We start from the raw sequence: 16,003 nt of genomic DNA, 5'->3' as shown, positions 1-16,003 counted from the left end.
AACTGCGCTCAGCCCGTCAGCGGAGCGGCTGAGCGGGAATGCTGCGGCTCAGAGCGTGCCGAGGGCGATGCGCAGCATCCGGCGCAGCGGCTCCGCGGCGCCCCACAGCAGCTGGTCGCCGACCGTGAACGCGCTGATGTACTCCGGACCCATGGCGAGCTTGCGGATGCGGCCGACCGGGATGTCCATCGTCCCGGTCACCGCCACCGGCGTGAGCTCGCGCAGGGTGTCCTCCTTGGTGTTGCGCACCACGTGCGCCCACGGGTTGTCCGCGTCGATGATCCGCTCGATCTCCTCCACCGGCAGGTCCTCGGTGAGCTTGAGGGTGATGGCCTGGGAGTGGCAGCGCAGGGTGCCCACCCGCACGCACAGGCTGTCGAAGGGGATCGCGGTGCTGCCGGGGACCCCGCCGGGGCCGGGCTGGCCGAGGCCGAGGATCTTGTTGGTCTCCGCGCCGGCCTTCCACTCCTCCTTCGACATCCCGTCGCCCAGGTCCGCGTCGATCCAGGGGATCAGGGAGCCGGCCAGCGGCACGCCGAACTGGGAGGAGTCGAGGGCCGGGTCCTGCTGGGTGGCGAGGACCGTGCGGTCGATCGCGAGGATCGCGGACGCCGGGTCGGCGAGCTCGTCGGCGACCGACCCGTGGATGGCGCCGAACTGGCTGATCAGTTCGCGCATGTGCCGGGCGCCGCCGCCGGAGGCCGCCTGGTAGGTCATCGCGGTGCCCCACTCGACGAGGCCGGCCTTGAACAGGCCGCCCAGGCCCATCAGCATGCAGGAGACGGTGCAGTTGCCGCCGATGAAGTCCTTGACGCCCCCGGCGAGTGCCGTGTCGATCACGGACCGGTTGACCGGGTCGAGGACGATGACGGAGTCCTCCGCCTGGCGCAGGGTGGACGCCGCGTCGATCCACAGGCCGTCCCAGCCGGCCGCGCGCAGCCGCGGGTGGACGTCCTTCGTGTAGTCCCCGCCCTGCGCGGTGACGATGATCGGCAGCTTCGCCAGCGCCTGCAGGTCGTGCGCGTCCTGCAGGGCGGGAGCGCCCTCGGCGAACGACGGTGCGGGACCGCCCGCGTTCGACGTCGAGAAGAACACCGGGTCGATGCCGGCGAAGTCGCCCTCCTCGCGCATCCGCTGCATGAGGACGGAGCCGACCATGCCGCGCCAGCCGACGAAGCCGACGGTCGTGGTCGGCGCGTCGGGGGCGGGGCGTGCGGCAGCGACGGCGGGGGAGGTCATGCCCTCAGTGTAGAGAAACGGGCCCCGCGACGTCTGCGCGGTGCGTCACGGGAGGGTGCGGTGGGCGCTCAGGCGCCGGGCTCGCGCCGGTACCACGTGAACCGGTACCGGGTGCCGGTCCGCGACGTCAGCCATGAGCCGTCGGCCGGCTCGCGGCGCTCGGCCGCCCAACCGTCGCCCAGGCGCGGCGCGACCGTGTCCCCGTCGACGGCGAGATCGAGGTCGGTGACGACGGCGAGGTCGGCCAGCGGCTCGGCCTCGGTGAACACCGCGTTGCCGCCGATCACCCATACCCGGTCGGCCCCCGGCGCGCGGGACGCGTCCGCGAGCGCGGTGTCCAGGTCCGCCGCGACCACGGCTCCCTCTGGGTCGACGTCGGGGTTGCGGGTCAGCACGATGTTCGTCCGGTCCGGCAGCGGGCGGAACCGGTCGGGGAACGACTCCCAGGTGGCGCGGCCCATGATCACCGGGTGTCCCGTGGTGGTGCCGGTGAAGTGGCGCAGGTCCTCGGGCACGTGCCACGGCATCCCGCCGTCGCGGCCGATGACGCCGTCGTGCGCCTGCGCCCAGATCATTCCCACCGGGGGGCGGCCCGTCGGCCGGGCCGGGGCGGAGGCGACGGGGTCGGACGCGGGCGAGCTCGCCGTCACGCGGCGACCAGGTCGCCGTACTGCGGGAACCGGCGCAGGTAGTCCTGCACGTAGCTGCACTCGGGCTCGATCCGCTTGCCGCGCTCGCGCAGCCGGTCCAGGACGAGGGTCACGAGCGCCCGGGCGTACCCCTGCCGCCCGTACTGCTCGGCGATGATCGTGTGCTGGAGCACGATCACGCCGTCCTCCCGCTCGGAGTACCCGACGAAACCGAGGTAGGTCGGGCCCATCAGCAGGTTGAACCGCCCGCGGTCGTGGTCCTCGTCCAGCGTCAGGTCGTCCCAGTCGGCGTGCAGGGGCGGTGCCGGCGTCGTCGTCATCGTCGTGCCTCCGTTGCGGGTGGTGGGGACGGCTCGCAGTCAGACCGCGATCGGTGCCGTGATGGTCGGGTGGTGCTGGTAGTCGACCACGGAGAAGTCCTCGTACTCGTAGTCGAGGATGCTCGCCGGCCGGCGGGTCAGCTCCAGCTGCGGGTACGGGTACGGCTCCCGGGTCAACTGCTCGTTCACCTGGTCGAGATGGTCCTCGTAGATGTGGCAGTCGCCGCCGGTCCAGACGAACTCACCGGGCAGCAGGTCGGCCTGCTGGGCGACCATGCGGGTCAGCAGGGCGTAGGAGGCGATGTTGAACGGGACGCCGAGGAACATGTCGGCGCTGCGCTGGTAGAGCTGGCAGGAGAGCCGGCCCGGGCCCTCGGGCTGCGGCTGCACGTAGAACTGGAAGAACGCGTGGCAGGGCGGCAGCGCCATGTTCTCCAGTTCGGCAACGTTCCAGGCGGACACGATGTGCCGGCGCGAGTCCGGGCTGGTCTTCAGGGACTCGACGACGCGGCTGATCTGGTCGATGTGGCCGCCGTCGGGGGTGGGCCAGGAGCGCCACTGGACGCCGTAGACGGGGCCGAGCTCGCCGTCCTCGTCGGCCCACTCGTTCCAGATCCGCACGCCGCGCTCCTGCAGCCAGCGCACGTTCGACTCACCGCGCAGGAACCACAGCAGTTCGAGCGCCACGGACTTGAAGTGCACGCGCTTGGTGGTGATCAGCGGGAAGGAGTGGGCCAGGTCGAACCGCATCTGCCGGCCGAACACGCTGCGGGTGCCGGTGCCCGTCCGGTCCGATTTGACGGTGCCCTGCTCCAGGACCTCGCGCAGCAGGTCTTCGTACGGCGTCGGGATGCTCACGACGACCAGTGTAGGACCGCCGCCCCGCGCACGACCGACGCCGCACGCCGGGCCGCGGCGGACTGCACGCCGGAGGCCGGCGTCGGCTCAGTCGTCGAAGGGCTGGTGGCGCTCGACGGCGACGACGCTGCCCGGCTCGGCGACACTGACGTGCAGCACGAGCACCTCGCCGGGGCTGAGGTACGGGTCGGAGTCGGGCAGGTGCCGCGTCACCGCGACGGGGGAGTGCTCGGCGAGGACCTCGAGGACGACGGGCAGCACCGGCCGGTGGGTGCACACCGCCATCGGCCGGGACTTCTCCAGCACCTTCTCGATCACGGCCGCGGCCCGGCGGGGCTTGCGCCGGGCGTTCGCCTCGGTCAGCGCGGACTCGGTGCTGACCTTCACGTCGTGCGCCTTCGCGTACGGGGAGATCGTCTGGGTACAGCGCAGCCAGGGGCTGGTGACGATCTTCTGCGGGCGCCAGGCGAGCAGCAGTCCGGCGAGCGCGTGCGCCTGACGGCGGCCTGTCGCGGCGAGCGGGCGCTGCCCCTCGGCGTGCGTCCAGCCGGAACGGGGCTTGGCCTTCGCGTGCCGGATGACGAGCACCTCACGGGTCTGCAGCTCGTCGGCCTCGTGCGCCGCGACCAGGGCCCGCAGCGGCTCGAGATCGGTGGGGTTGGTCAGCATCCCGGCGGCCGTGGCCGGGTCCGCCCAGCACACCCGGTCCACCTCCTTGCCGTCCGGCCGGGCCACGGTGGCGGCGTGCAACTGCGCCGCCCAGTAGGAGACGTCCTTGCGGCCGGCCGAGACGGGATACGTGGCCGTGGGCAGTGCGATGCCCAGCGTGATGCGGACCCCGGCCTCCTCCCGGACCTCGCGCACGGCCGTCTCCGGCAGGGTCTCGCCGGGGTCCTGCTTGCCCTTGGGCCAGGACCAGTCGTCGTACCGGGGCCGGTGGATGAGCAGCACCTCGAGTTCGCCGCCGCGCAGACGCCAGCAGAGGGCTCCCGCGGCGAGGACGACGGCGCGGGGACGGGACGCGTCAGGCACCGGGGTGGGACGGGGTCGAGGCCGGCGTGGCGGTCGCGGTCATCGGATCGACGCCGCCCGCGGGTGGGCCCGCGACTCGAGCAGCATGGACTGGATGTCGGTGAGGGGTGCGCCGTCAGCGGCGCGGGAATGCCGCTCCCACTCGCCGTCGCTGTCCAGGTGCCAGCTCGAGGTGCCCTCGTCGATGTACCGGTCGAGCAGGTCCGTGACGTCGCGGACCTGCGTGGGGGACTTCAACTGCACGAGGGCCTCGACGCGGCGGTCCAGGTTGCGGTGCATCATGTCGGCCGACCCGATGAACACCACCGGGTTGCCGCCGTTGGCGAAGGAGAACACGCGGGAGTGCTCGAGGAACCGGCCGAGGATCGAGCGCACCGTGATGTTCTCGCTCAGGCCCGGAACCCCGGGACGCAGCGAGCAGATGCCGCGGACGATGACGTCGACGGCGACCCCGGACTGCGAGGCCCGGTAGAGGGCGTCGATGATCGCCTCGTCGACCATCGAGTTGACCTTGATCTGGATCCGCGCGGACAGCCCGGCGCGGCGGTTGGCGATCTCCTTCTCGATCCGGTCGATCAGCCCCGATCGCAGGGACCGGGGAGCCACCAGCAGCCGCTTGAACGTCGAGCGCGGCGCGTAGCCGGAGAGCTGGTTGAACAGCCGGGAGAGGTCCTCGCCGACCTGCGGGTCCGAGGTGAGCAGGCCCATGTCCTCGTAGTACCGGGCAGTGGACGGGTGGTAGTTGCCCGTGCCGATGTGGCAGTAGCGGCGCAGCCCGTCGCTCTCCTGCCGCACGACGAGGGAGAGCTTGCAGTGCGTCTTCAGGCCCACGATGCCGTAGACGACGTGGACGCCGGCCTGCTCGAGCTTGCGCGCCCACGAGATGTTGGCCTGCTCGTCGAATCGGGCCTTGATCTCCACGAGGGCCAGCACCTGCTTGCCGGCCTCCGCCGCGTCCACGAGGGCGTCGACGATGGGGGAGTCACCGGACGTGCGGTACAGGGTCTGCTTGATGGCCTGGACCCGCTTGTCCGCGGCGGCCTGCTCGAGGAACGCCTGGACGCTCGTGGAGAACGAGTCGTACGGGTGGTGCAGGAGGATGTCGCGTCGCCGCATCGCGGCGAAGACGTTGGCCGCCTTGGCCGTCTCGCTCTCGTTCAGGTCCCGGTTCGTGTGCGGGACCGCCTTCGGGTAGTGCAGGTCGGAGCGGTCGATCTTGGCGATCACGCCGAGTCCGCGCAGGTCCAGCAGCCCGGACAGGGCGTACACCTCGTGCTCCTCGACGCCGAGCTCGCGCTCGAGCAGTTGCCGGACGCTCGGGTTGATGTCGGTGCGCACCTCCAGGCGCACGGGCGGCCCGAAGCGGCGGCGCAGCAGTTCCTTCTCGAGGGCCTGCAGCAGGTTCTCCGCGTCGTCCTCCTCGACCTCGAGGTCCTCGTTGCGGGTCACGCGGAAGGTGTGCTTCTCGAGCACCTCCATCCCGGGGAACAACTCGCCGAGGTGCTCGGCGATGACGTCCTCGAGCGGGATGAAGCGGGCGACGCGACCCGGCGCGTGGCCGGCGCGCGGCCCGTCGACGGAGATGAGGCGGGGCAGCTGGTCCGGCACCTTGAGCCGGGCGAACAGGTCCTTGCCGGTCAGGGGGTTGCGCACGATCACGGCCAGGTTCAGGGACAGGCCCGAGATGTAGGGGAACGGGTGGGCCGGGTCCACCGCGAGCGGCGTGAGGATCGGGAAGACCTTCTGGACGAAGAAGTCCGTCAGCCGGGCTCGTTCGACGTCGTTGAGTTCGTCCCACGACGTCAGCACGATCGACTCGCGCTCCAGGGCCGGGCGGATCTGGTCGGTGAAGACGGCGGCGTGCCGCTCCATCAGCTCGTGCGCCTTCTCGGAGATCTGGTCGAGCACCTCGAGCGGGCTCAGGCCGGCGGGGGAGGGCACGGCGAGGCCGGCGGCGATGCGGCGCTTCAGGCCGGCCACCCGGACCATGAAGAACTCGTCGAGGTTCGAGGCGAAGATCGAGAGGAAGGTGACCCGCTCGAGCAGGAAGAGGGTGGGATCCTCGGCCAGTTCGAGCACCCGGGCGTTGAACGCCAGCCAGCTCAGCTCGCGGTCGAGGAAGCGGTCCGGCCCGACGTCGCCGGCGGGGACCAGGGTCGGGGCGAACTCGGGGATGTCGATGCGGTCCTGCGTCGCGCGGGCCGCGGCCACCTCGGAGAAGGTGAACGGCGCCGGCTCACCGACGGCACCGTCGACCACGGGCGCGGTGCCGTTCGAGGTGGCGCTGCCGAGCTGGGAGTGGTCCACCTGCGCCGTGCCGTCGACCGATGACTGCTGTTCCATGAGCTTCCTGTCGCAGGGTGGGATCCGGGATCGTTTCCAGATTACTGTCTGCCGCCGGGCACGGTGGCCGGGGCGTACATGACGTCCACGTCGGCCCGCGTGAAGCCGACACCGGTGTACAGGCGCACCGCCGCCGCGTTGTCCGCGTCGACGTAGAGGGTGATGGTCTCGACGCCGCGACCGCGCAGGTGTGCGAGGCCGGCCGCCGTGAGCACCCGGCCGAGGCCGAGGCCCTGCGCGCCGGGGTGGACGCCGAGCACGTACACCTCGCCCTCGCCGGGCTCGTCGGGGTCGATCTTCGTCCAGTGGAAGCCCAGCAGCGCGCCGTCGGCCTGCCGCTCGGCGAGGAACAAGCCGTCGGCGTCGAACCAGTCCTGCGCCATCAGGTCCGCCAGGTCGGTCGGGCTCAGCGACCCCTGTTCGGGATGGTGAGCGAACGCCTCACGGTTGAGCTCGAGCAGGGCCGCCTCGTCGCCGGGACGGAAGGTGCGCAGGTGGATGCCCTCGGCCGGGGTGACCGGGGCGGCGTCCTCGGGAACCACGATCGCCACCGGCGCGCTCATCCGCCACAGCTCGCGCACGACGTCGTAGCCGTGCTCGGCAGCGAGGACACGGCCGGCAGGGTGGTCCCCGTGCGACCACGCGAGGACGCCACCAGGAGCGCTGACCGCCTGGTCCACCGATTCGCTCTCCGACCTGCTCGTCGATCCGGCGAGCAGATCCGCCGTGGCCCGCAGCAGGGCACCGCCGGCGCCGCCGCGCCGCTGCGCCGGGTCCACGACGACCTCGAGGACGGGGGCACCTGCCCCGTCGGAGACGAGCGCCGCCGCGCCCGCGAGCGGCGCGCCGGCGTCCGCCGTCCGGGCCAGCAGGGTCATCACCCGGCGGCCGTCCCCGTCGCCGGCGCGCAGGCTCACGAGGGTCTGGTCCGAGAACGGGGGATGGCCGTCCTCGGCACGGGCGGCACCGGCGAGCCGCGCGAGCTCGTCCAGCTGGTGGTCGGTGGGCCGGGAAGGGACGGTGTCGAGGTGCCAGCGGGTGCTCATGCCCTCCTGCCTAGGCGATCCGCGCGCCCGGCGCAACCGCGGCCACCGGTTTGCGCGAGCCGCGAGCCGTGGGCTATCGTCGGGAACCGTTCCCGCTCGCGGGACGAGGGGGATGCACCAGTGGGGTGCCCTCGATACGTTCGACCCGTATGTCCTCCACCACCGCCGTCACGGCATGAGCACGACGCGACGAAGGGCCCGACCAGCAGGTCGGGCCCTTCGTCGTGTGCGAGGTGGTCCGGAGGGTCAGGCGTCGGCGCCCTCGAGCGCGTCCTCGTCCATGCGGGTCGGCGCGAACCGGTAGCCGACGTTGCGCACGGTGCCGATCAGCGTCTCGTGGTCCGGGCCGAGCTTGGCGCGCAGCCGCCGCACGTGCACGTCGACCGTGCGGGTGCCGCCGTAGTAGTCGTAGCCCCACACCTCGTGCAGCAGCTGGCTGCGGGTGAACACCCGGCCCGGGTGCTGGGCGAGGTACTTGAGGAGCTCGAACTCCTTGTAGGTCAGGTTGAGGGCCTGGCCGGACACACGCGCCGTGTAGCTCGCCTCGTCGATGACGACGCCGCCGGCGCGGATCTCGCCCGTGTCCTCCGTCGCGGCGTCGGTGCGGGTGACGGCCAGCCGCAACCGGGCCTCGACCTCGGCGGGCCCCGCCGAGTCGAGCACGACGTCGTCGGCCTGCCAGGCGGTGGAGACCGCCGCCATGCCGCCCTCGGTCAGGACGAGCACGAGCGGGGCACTCAGCCCGGTGGCCTTGAGCAGCTGGGCGAGGGCACGGGCCCCCACGAGGTCCCGGCGGGCGTCGAGCAGGACGACGTCGCACGGCTCGGTCTCGAGCAGTGCCGTCGGCTCGGCCGGGAGGATGTGCACCCGGTGGTTGAGCAGCTCGAGGGCCGGCAGCACGTCCACGGAGGACCCGGTGCTGTTGGTGAGGAGCAGGAGGTGCGACATTTCTGCCTCCGTCGGTCGAGGTCTCACGCGCGCATCGTCGGACACGTCGGTCATCGGCGCCCACCCCCGCGCGGGAGGTCAGGACCCCGCCAGTATACGAGGCGAGTCGCCGGCGGCCCGGAACGATGACGCCGGCGGCGCGCTCGGGCCGCCGCGGTCGCGCCTCCGCCCTCACCCATCGCCGCTCTCGCGCAGCCCCGTCACCGAATCCGCCGCCGGTTTGGGAGGATGGGAGCGTGAGGCTGAACATCGTCTGCGCCGCCGCCCTGCTGACCCTGCTCGGCCTCGTCGCGGCCGCCGTGCTGGGGGTCGCGGCCATGGTGGTGCTCGTGGCCGTCGCCGCCGTCGTCACCGGAGCCGGCTGGGTCCGCCTCCAGGGACTCATGGCGGCTCGCGCCCACAGCGTCGTCATCGCGCTCGCCGGGATCGTCTCCGTGGTTCTCGCGGTGCGGCTGCCCGGGGCCTACCTGACGTGGACGGGCCTCATCGTCGCCGTCGGGCTGACCGCCGTGTTCCTCATCGAGCTCGTCCGTGGGACCGGCGCCGAGCGCCGGCTCGAATCGCTCGTGGCGTCCGCGTCCGGCGTCGTCCTGACCGCCCTCGGGGCCGGGTGGGTCGGGTCGATGCGCGTCGCCACGGACGCCCACGTCGCCCTGATCGCCACGACCGCGGTCGCCGCGATCGCCGCGGTGCTGATGGCGGCCGTCCCGTGGCCGGACCGCGTGATCGATCCCCTGTGCGTCCTCGTCGCCACCGCCGTCGCCCCCCTGGTGGCCCTGCTGGTGCACGAGCCGGGCGCACTCGCCGCCACGGTGCTCGGCGCCGTCGCGGGGCTCGTCGTCGCCACGTTCCGCCGCATGGTCCTCGCCGACGGGGGCCCGCGCACCCGGCTCGGCGCGGTGGCCGTGGGGGTCGGGCCGGTGCTCGCCGCAGGGTCCGCCGTCTACGGGGCGCAGCTGCTGCTCGGCGCCTGAATCAGGGGCGCGGCGAGCGTGCCCGCGACGGCGTTCGACGGCGTCACCATGACCGGAACGGCGCCGTCCCGCGTGTACCCTGACAGCATGTCGATTGTTGCTCTCGAGATCTTCTACCTGGTGCTGCTCGTCATCACCGGTCTGGCCATGGCGTGGTTCGCCGGATTCGTCGTCTGGCGGCTCTTCAAGGGCCAGCAGTAGTCTGATTCGATGCCCTTCGAACTGCCGACCGACCTCACGCCCGAGCTCGTTCCGCTCTCCTGGCTCATCGGCCACTGGGAGGGAACCGGTGTCCTCGGATACGCGGAGGAGGAGAGCCAGCAGTTCGAGCAGCACATCACGTTCTCCCAGAACGGCCTGCCCTACCTGATCTACACCAACGAGTCCTGGCTCATCGACGAGGATGGCCAGCGACTGCGCCCGTTGACGATGGAGACGGGCATCTGGCAGTTGGACCGTCCCCAGAACGACGCGGACTCCGGTCCCGGCATGCTGCCGGCCGACATCGTCCCCGCGCTGCGCACCGCCGACGACGTCGAGAAGCTGCGCAACGGTGACGGCGGCTTCGACATCGTCGCGACGATCGTCCACCCCGGCGGCGTCAGCGAACTCTACGTGGGCCAGATCAAGGGCCCACGCATCGACCTGAGCACCGACGCCGTCATGCGCGCCCCCGGCGCGAAGGACTATCGCGCCGCCACCCGCATGTACGGCCTCGTCGAGGGCGACCTGCTGTGGGCCTGGGACATCGCCGCCGCCGGCCTGGCCCTGCAGTCCCACGCCTCGGGCCGTCTGCACCGCGCCTGACCACCCGGCCCGACTCGCGACCACTCTGACGGAGCGTCCGGGAATGCCCGTGAGCGCTGCCACCGTTGAGGAGAACATGAGCGTCACCAGTCCCCTCCTGTCCCGCCACGGTGCCGTCCCCGACGGCGGCGCCGACGCCGGCCTCGCCGCCCACTACGGCGACCCCGCCCGGGAGCAGCGCGCCCTCGCACGCGGCCGAGCCGTGGCGGACCTGAGCAACCGCGGCGTCGTCACCGTGACCGGCCCGGACCGGCTCAGCTGGCTCCACACGCTCTCCTCCCAGCAGCTGACGGGCCTGCCTGCCGGTGTCACCACGGAGACGCTCCTGCTCAGCGTGCAGGGGCGCATCGAGTTCGACCTGCTCGTGACCGACGACGGCGAGCGCACCTGGCTGCTCACCGACGCCGGGCAGCACGAACCGCTGGCCCGCTGGCTCGACTCGATGCGCTTCATGCTGCGCGTCGAGGTCGCCGACGTCACGGACGACTGGGCCGCCGTCGGCGCGGCGCTGGACCCGGCGGACGCGCCCGCCCCGCTGCGGGAGGCGCCCGTCCACTTCAGCGACCCGTGGCCCCGGCTCGGCCCCGGCGGCTTCGCGTACACCGTCGGCGAGGACCACCCGGCCGCCTCCTGGCACTGGACGGTGTTCCTCGTGCCCCGCGCCGACCTCGAGCGCACGGTCGACGCCCTGGCGGAGGCCGGCGTGGGGCTGGCCGGCAACGGTGCCGCCGAGGCCCTGCGCATCGCCGCGTGGCGGCCGCGTCACGACCGGGACGTCGACGAGAAGACCATCCCGCACGAGCTGGACCTGATCCGCACCGGCGTGCACCTGGCCAAGGGCTGCTACAAGGGCCAGGAGACGATTGCCCGTGTGCACAACCTCGGCCACCCGCCGCGGCGGCTCGTGTTCCTGCACCTCGACGGCTCCGAGCACACGCTGCCGGCCGCCGGCGCGGAGGTGCAGGTGGGGGAGAAGACCGTCGGTCGTGTCACGTCGGTCGCCCAGCACGGGGAGATGGGGCCGATCGCCCTGGCGGTCATCAAGCGCTCCGTCGACCCGGACGCCGCGCTCGTGGTCGTCGACGGGGACAGCCGGTACGCCGCGGCGCAGGAGATCATCGTCGCGCCCGACGCCGGTCAGGTCGTCGGGCGCCCAGCCGGCCTGCTGAACACCCGCCGCGGCTGACGCCCGCGGCGGCCGGGCTCAGCCGAAGAGCAGCGCCGCCTCGTCGTACCGGGACTGGGGCACCACGCGGAGGTCGCCGATCGCGTCCGCGAACGGCACCTGCACGATGTCGGTGCCGTCGAGGGAGACCATGTGGCCCCACCGCTTCTGGAGCACGAGGTCGATGACGGCCATGCCGAAGCGGGTCGCGAGCACCCGGTCGTAGCTGGTGGGGGTGCCGCCGCGCTGCATGTGCCCGAGGATCGTGTTGCGGCTCTCGATGCCGGTGATCCGCTCGATCTCGCCGGTCACCCATTCGCCGATACCGCCCAGGCGCGGCCGGCCGAAGGCGTCCAGGCCCTTGTCGGAGTACGCCTCGTGATACCCGGAGGGGATGAAGCCCTCCGCGACGACGACGAGCGGCGCGCGGCCGCGGTCGAACGCCTCCTGGACCCACCCGGTCACCTGGTCCATGCCGAGACTCTGCTCCGGGATGAGGATCGCGTGGGCGCCGGCCGCGACGCCCGAGTGCAGGGCGATCCAGCCCGCGTGCCGACCCATCACCTCGGCCACCATGCAGCGGGAGTGGGACTCGCCCGTCGTCCGCAGGCGGTCCATGGCGTCTGTCGCGATCTGCACCGCGGTGTCGAAGCCGAAGGTGTAGTCCGTCGCGTTCAGGTCGTTGTCGATGGTCTTCGGGACCCCGACCACCGGGATGCCCTCGTTGGCGAGCCGGTTCGCGGCCGCGAGTGTGCCCTCACCGCCGATCGCCACGATCGCGTCGATGCCGTTGCGCTCGAGCATCGCGGCGATCTTCTCCGGTCCGCCGCCCTCGCCCTCGTACGGGTTGGTGCGGGACGTGCCGATGATGGTGCCGCCCTGCTTGGAGATGCCCCGGACCTTCGACCGCGGGATGGGGATGATGTCCTCCTGCACCACCCCGCGCCACCCGTCGCGGAAGCCGACGAACTCGTGATCCCCGACCTCGATGCCCTTGAGCACCATGCCGCGGATCACCGCGTTCAGGCCGGGGCAGTCCCCGCCGCTGGTGAGCATGCCGATCTTCATCTGGTGGGTCTCCTCGGTCTCAGGACGAACGGTGCGGGTGTGCGGGTCAGCGCTGGAGGGAACGCTGCAGGGGGATCACACCCTGCTCGTCCGGCAGCAGGACCCAGGCGATGAGGTAGACGACGATGCCGGAACCGGGCAGCAGCAGGCTGAGCACGAAGATCAGCCGCACCAGCCACGGGCTGACGCCGAACCGGTCGGCGATGCCACCGCAGACTCCGGCGAGCATCCGGTGCGGTCCGCGGCGGACGCCGAGCGAGCGGATCGCGGTGAAGAACGAGTTCATGGTCGTCAGCTTCCCATTTTCGCCACGGGGTCGCCACCGGCCGCACGGGCGTGCACCGGCGTCGTCCCGCGGCTCGTCCCCGGGCTCGTCGTCGAGCGGTGGTCAGGCCTGGAGCAGGCGCTGGATCCGGCCGACGCCCTCGAGCAGGTCCTCCTCGCCGAGGGCGTAGGAGAGCCGCAGGAAGCCCGACGGGCCGAACGCCTCGCCCGGCACCACGGCCACCTCCGCCTCCTCGAGGATGAAGGTGGCCAGCTCGGCGCTGGTGGACAGCGTGCGGCCCTTCACCGGGCGCCGCAGCAGGGGGCGCACGTCGGCGTAGGCGTAGAAGGCGCCGGTCGGCATGGGGGTCTCGACACCGTCGATCGCATTCAGGCCCTCGACGATGAGCCTGCGGCGGCGGTCGAACGACTCCCGCATCCGGTGCACGGCGTCCAGGGGCCCGGCGACGGCCGCCAGGGCCGCACGCTGGGAGACGTTGGCGACGTTCGACGTCGCGTGCGACTGCAGGTTCGTGGCGGCCTTGACGACGTCGGGGGCGGCGATCATCCAGCCGACCCGCCAGCCCGTCATCGCGTAGGTCTTCGCGACCCCGTTGAGGATGACGACGCGGTCGCCGAGATCCGGCGCCGCCGTCGCGATCGAGGTGAACGGCACCCCGTCGTAGGTCAGGTGCTCGTAGATCTCGTCGGTGACCACCCACAGGCCCTTCGACGCGGCCCACGCACCGATCTGCTCCGTCTGCTCGGGCGAGTAGACCGCGCCGGTCGGGTTCGACGGCGAGACGAAGAGCAGCACCTTCGTGCGCTCGGTCAGCGCCGCCTCGAGCTGCTCGACGGTGACCAGGTAGCCCTGCTCCGGGCCGGCGAACACCTCGACCGGCACGCCACCGGCCAGGCGGATCGCCTCCGGGTACGTGGTCCAGTACGGGGCGGGCATCAGCACCTCGTCGCCCGGATCCAGCAGGGTGGCGAACGACTCGTAGACGGCCTGCTTGCCCCCGTTGGTCACGAGGACCTGGCCCGGGTCGACCGTGTAGCCCGAGTCCCGCTGCGTCTTCTGCGCGATCGCTTCCTTCAGCTCCGGCAGGCCGCCCGAGGGGGAGTACCGGTGGTTGCGCGGATCCCGCGCTGCCTCGACCGCCGCCTCCACGATGTAGTCCGGCGTCGGGAAGTCCGGCTCCCCGGCACCGAACCCGATGACGGGCCGGCCCTGCGCCTTGAGGGCCTTCGCACGGGCGTCCACCGCGAGGGTGGCCGACTCGGCGATCGATCCGACACGCTGGGAGATTCGGGCTGCGCTCATGACGTCCTTCGTTGCGGGCGGGGGCGTGTCCAGTCTAGGCGGGGCGTCCGTTCGTGACGTCGGGTGCTGTGGTCGGTGTGCTGTCGCTTCCTGGTCGCGTCCGGTGCGGTCGCTCTCCGGCTGCGGTCGGTCTGGTTGCGGTCGGTCGGTTCGGCTGCGGTCGGTCTGGTGGCGTCCGGTCGGCACGGCACCGGGCACGGGGACTGGATCTCCCTGCGCTCGCAGAGCTCACTCCGGTCGACACGTCCCCTTTCGCCCGGCACCGTGCCGACCTCGAGGCGTCGGTTCCGTTCGCGCGGGTCGGATGCTTGCTTCGGTGTGCTTTCGGTGTGCGTTCGATGGGGTCGCTCTGGGTGATTGCGGAGGCTGGCTCGGGTCACGAGCGGGATGGGGGAGTTTTTCTGGGGGTGCCCTCGTGCGTGTTCGCGGTGTGATTCTCGCGGCTCTGGCCGTTGGGCTGAGGTCTCTCCTGGTTGCTTGCTGCTTCTCTCCACGACGGAGGGCCCCGCCGTCGTCGGTGGGGCCCTCGTCGTGGTGCCGGTTTCCTGGCGGGTCAGACCGAGAGTTTGTCGATGCTGCTCGTCTGCGGGTGGTGGACCGGGGCGCCCAGGTCTTTCAGGGGCGTCCGGAAGGTGTCCCGGGCCCAGATGGCGCCGATGGCGGCGAGGATCGAGAACGCCGCCACGATCCAGGCGGCGGGGCCCCAGTTCGCCTTGTCGGCGCCGCGCAGGGCCTCGCCGAGCAGCGGGGTGAAGCCCGCGCACAGGATGCCGATCTGCAGGCCGATGGCCACCCCCGAGTAGCGCATCCGGACGTTGAACAACTCGGGGAACCACGCCGGGTAGATGGCGTTGGACATCGCGTAGGTGCCGGCCGTGATGAGCGTGCTCGTGATGAAGACCAGGGCGATGTCCTGCGTCGAGATCGACCAGAAGTAGATGAAGATCATGACACCGGAGCCGATGACGCCCGTGACGAAGAGCGGCTTGCGGCCGATCCGGTCCGAGAACGAGGCCATCAGCGGCTGCGAGAAGATCGCGAGGGCGTTGCCCACGACGCTCACCCACAGCATCGTCGTCGCCGGGATGCCGACGACCACGGCGTAGGCGAGTCCGAAGGACTGCATCAACGTGTTCGTCACCGTCTCGAAGGACATGAGCACGGTCTGAACGAACTGCTTGGGGTGGGTGCGCAGCATCTCCGTGAGCGGGAGCCTCACCAGGTCGGCGTGCTCCGCCTTCTCCTCGAACACCTCGGGCTCCTCGAGGGAGCGTCGCACGAGGAAGGCGACGACGACCACCACGAGCGAGAGCCAGAACGGGATCCGCCAGCCCCAGGCCAGCAGCTGGTCCTGCGGCAGCGCGGCGATCGGCAGGAACACGAGGGAGGCGAGGACGATGCCGCCGGAGGTGCCGCTCATGGTGAAGCTGGGGAAGAAGCCGCGCCGTCCGACGGGCGACTCCTCCATCGTCAGCGACGCCGCACCGGCGGTCTCCCCGCCCGCGGAGAGTCCCTGCAGCACCCGGAGCAGGACGAGCAGCACGCGAGCGAGGTAGCCGGCGGCCGCGAAGGTGGGCAGGAAGCCCGTCGCGGCCTTCCTCGCGCGCCGCAGACAGCGGGCCTGCTCGTCGGGTGTTACGCCCTCCTCGCGCGGCGACAGGGGGGGTGGTCTCGGGGGAGGTCATCGGAGGTCTCCAGATCGACGGGCTGAGATGCGTGCGGCGCCGGAGGCGGGGCGGTCGGACGGGAAGGCCGGCGTCGTGGCCGGCTCGGCAGGAACACCGTGCGACGCCGATCGACGTTCGCCCGGCGTCGGCGGAGTTCGCATGGTGAACAAGTATTCGCGTCGTGAATGCGATCACGGCATCCATCTGTGACGGAGGGCACAAGAGCGGCCCGCTGCGTGCCCTCGCTCCGGCGTCTCACGCCGCTCGGTTCGACGTTCACGCCGGACATGCGTAGACT

Annotated in this window: 15 protein-coding genes; 3 read left to right on the top strand and 12 right to left on the bottom strand. The window is 71.8% G+C overall.

Features of this window, described 5'->3' with window-relative positions:
* Nucleotides 1–48 precede the first annotated feature (48 nt).
* The 8 genes from asd to V6N00_RS01435 form a co-directional block, all read right to left on the bottom strand.
* A complete protein-coding gene (gene asd / locus V6N00_RS01470; protein WP_334230296.1) occupies nucleotides 49–1,239 on the bottom strand; it encodes an aspartate-semialdehyde dehydrogenase in 1,191 nt (396 codons plus the stop codon).
* Between the two features lie 68 nt (nucleotides 1,240–1,307).
* A complete protein-coding gene (locus V6N00_RS01465; protein WP_334230295.1) occupies nucleotides 1,308–1,889 on the bottom strand; it encodes a dihydrofolate reductase in 582 nt (193 codons plus the stop codon).
* A complete protein-coding gene (locus V6N00_RS01460; RefSeq protein ID WP_334230294.1) occupies nucleotides 1,886–2,209 on the bottom strand; it encodes a GNAT family N-acetyltransferase in 324 nt (107 codons plus the stop codon). Before V6N00_RS01460 ends, V6N00_RS01465 begins: the two co-directional genes overlap by 4 nt.
* A 39-nt stretch (nucleotides 2,210–2,248) precedes the next feature.
* Nucleotides 2,249–3,067, bottom strand: a complete 819-nt coding sequence (locus tag V6N00_RS01455) for a thymidylate synthase (protein WP_334230293.1) — start codon at nucleotides 3,065–3,067, stop codon at nucleotides 2,249–2,251.
* 87 nt (nucleotides 3,068–3,154) lie between these two features.
* On the bottom strand, nucleotides 3,155–4,099 hold the full coding sequence (locus tag V6N00_RS01450) for an NUDIX hydrolase (RefSeq protein ID WP_334230292.1): 945 nt from the start codon (nucleotides 4,097–4,099) through the stop codon (nucleotides 3,155–3,157).
* A 39-nt stretch (nucleotides 4,100–4,138) separates the two neighbouring features.
* On the bottom strand, nucleotides 4,139–6,442 hold the full coding sequence (locus tag V6N00_RS01445; RefSeq protein WP_334230291.1) for an RNA degradosome polyphosphate kinase: 2,304 nt from the start codon (nucleotides 6,440–6,442) through the stop codon (nucleotides 4,139–4,141).
* Nucleotides 6,443–6,483: 41 nt separating this feature from the next.
* Nucleotides 6,484–7,488, bottom strand: coding sequence for a mycothiol synthase (mshD, locus tag V6N00_RS01440; protein WP_334230290.1), 1,005 nt, complete (start codon nucleotides 7,486–7,488; stop codon nucleotides 6,484–6,486).
* Between the two features lie 246 nt (nucleotides 7,489–7,734).
* Entirely contained in the window at nucleotides 7,735–8,436 is a 702-nt protein-coding gene (locus V6N00_RS01435) for a winged helix-turn-helix transcriptional regulator (RefSeq protein WP_334230289.1), read from the bottom strand.
* Nucleotides 8,437–8,672: 236 nt separating this feature from the next.
* On the opposite strand from V6N00_RS01435, the gene V6N00_RS01430 reads away from it, so the two are divergent.
* The 3 genes from V6N00_RS01430 (at nucleotide 8,673) to ygfZ (ending at nucleotide 11,403) form a co-directional block, all read left to right on the top strand.
* On the top strand, nucleotides 8,673–9,410 hold the full coding sequence (locus V6N00_RS01430) for a hypothetical protein (RefSeq protein WP_334230288.1): 738 nt from the start codon (nucleotides 8,673–8,675) through the stop codon (nucleotides 9,408–9,410).
* Nucleotides 9,411–9,620: 210 nt separating this feature from the next.
* A complete protein-coding gene (locus V6N00_RS01425; protein ID WP_334230287.1) occupies nucleotides 9,621–10,217 on the top strand; it encodes a heme-binding beta-barrel domain-containing protein in 597 nt (198 codons plus the stop codon).
* 76 nt (nucleotides 10,218–10,293) lie between these two features.
* Nucleotides 10,294–11,403, top strand: coding sequence for a CAF17-like 4Fe-4S cluster assembly/insertion protein YgfZ (ygfZ, locus tag V6N00_RS01420; protein ID WP_334230286.1), 1,110 nt, complete (start codon nucleotides 10,294–10,296; stop codon nucleotides 11,401–11,403).
* A gap of 18 nt (nucleotides 11,404–11,421) precedes the next feature.
* On the opposite strand, the gene V6N00_RS01415 is transcribed toward ygfZ, so the two are convergent.
* From V6N00_RS01415 to V6N00_RS01400, 4 genes are all read right to left on the bottom strand, one after another.
* Entirely contained in the window at nucleotides 11,422–12,450 is a 1,029-nt protein-coding gene (locus tag V6N00_RS01415; protein ID WP_334230285.1) for a 6-phosphofructokinase, read from the bottom strand.
* Nucleotides 12,451–12,496: 46 nt separating this feature from the next.
* The gene (locus V6N00_RS01410; RefSeq protein ID WP_334230284.1) at nucleotides 12,497–12,736 is read right to left on the bottom strand and encodes a PspC domain-containing protein; all 240 of its coding nucleotides are present in this window, start codon (nucleotides 12,734–12,736) and stop codon (nucleotides 12,497–12,499) included.
* Between the two features lie 102 nt (nucleotides 12,737–12,838).
* The gene (locus V6N00_RS01405; protein WP_334230283.1) at nucleotides 12,839–14,038 is read right to left on the bottom strand and encodes a pyridoxal phosphate-dependent aminotransferase; all 1,200 of its coding nucleotides are present in this window, start codon (nucleotides 14,036–14,038) and stop codon (nucleotides 12,839–12,841) included.
* Nucleotides 14,039–14,591: 553 nt separating this feature from the next.
* The gene (locus tag V6N00_RS01400; protein WP_334230730.1) at nucleotides 14,592–15,617 is read right to left on the bottom strand and encodes an MFS transporter; all 1,026 of its coding nucleotides are present in this window, start codon (nucleotides 15,615–15,617) and stop codon (nucleotides 14,592–14,594) included.
* Between the last annotated feature and the right edge of the window lie 386 nt (nucleotides 15,618–16,003).

Source organism: Tersicoccus mangrovi (assembly GCF_036881825.1).
Classification (GTDB): Bacteria; Actinomycetota; Actinomycetes; order Actinomycetales; family Micrococcaceae; genus Tersicoccus; species Tersicoccus mangrovi.
This window is presented reverse-complemented; position numbering and strand designations above follow the sequence as displayed.

Excerpts from the sequence above, each read along its gene's own strand:
- asd (WP_334230296.1), bottom strand. The coding sequence starts at position 1,239 with ATGACCTCCCCCGCCGTCGCTGCCGCACGCCCCGCCCCCGACGCGCCG.
- V6N00_RS01460 (WP_334230294.1), bottom strand. The coding sequence starts at position 2,209 with ATGACGACGACGCCGGCACCGCCCCTGCACGCCGACTGGGACGACCTG.
- V6N00_RS01445 (WP_334230291.1), bottom strand. The coding sequence starts at position 6,442 with ATGGAACAGCAGTCATCGGTCGACGGCACGGCGCAGGTGGACCACTCC.
- mshD (WP_334230290.1), bottom strand. The coding sequence starts at position 7,488 with ATGAGCACCCGCTGGCACCTCGACACCGTCCCTTCCCGGCCCACCGAC.
- V6N00_RS01435 (WP_334230289.1), bottom strand. The coding sequence starts at position 8,436 with ATGTCGCACCTCCTGCTCCTCACCAACAGCACCGGGTCCTCCGTGGAC.
- V6N00_RS01425 (WP_334230287.1), top strand. The coding sequence starts at position 9,621 with ATGCCCTTCGAACTGCCGACCGACCTCACGCCCGAGCTCGTTCCGCTC.
- ygfZ (WP_334230286.1), top strand. The coding sequence starts at position 10,294 with ATGAGCGTCACCAGTCCCCTCCTGTCCCGCCACGGTGCCGTCCCCGAC.
- V6N00_RS01415 (WP_334230285.1), bottom strand. The coding sequence starts at position 12,450 with ATGAAGATCGGCATGCTCACCAGCGGCGGGGACTGCCCCGGCCTGAAC.
- V6N00_RS01410 (WP_334230284.1), bottom strand. The coding sequence starts at position 12,736 with ATGAACTCGTTCTTCACCGCGATCCGCTCGCTCGGCGTCCGCCGCGGA.
- V6N00_RS01405 (WP_334230283.1), bottom strand. The coding sequence starts at position 14,038 with ATGAGCGCAGCCCGAATCTCCCAGCGTGTCGGATCGATCGCCGAGTCG.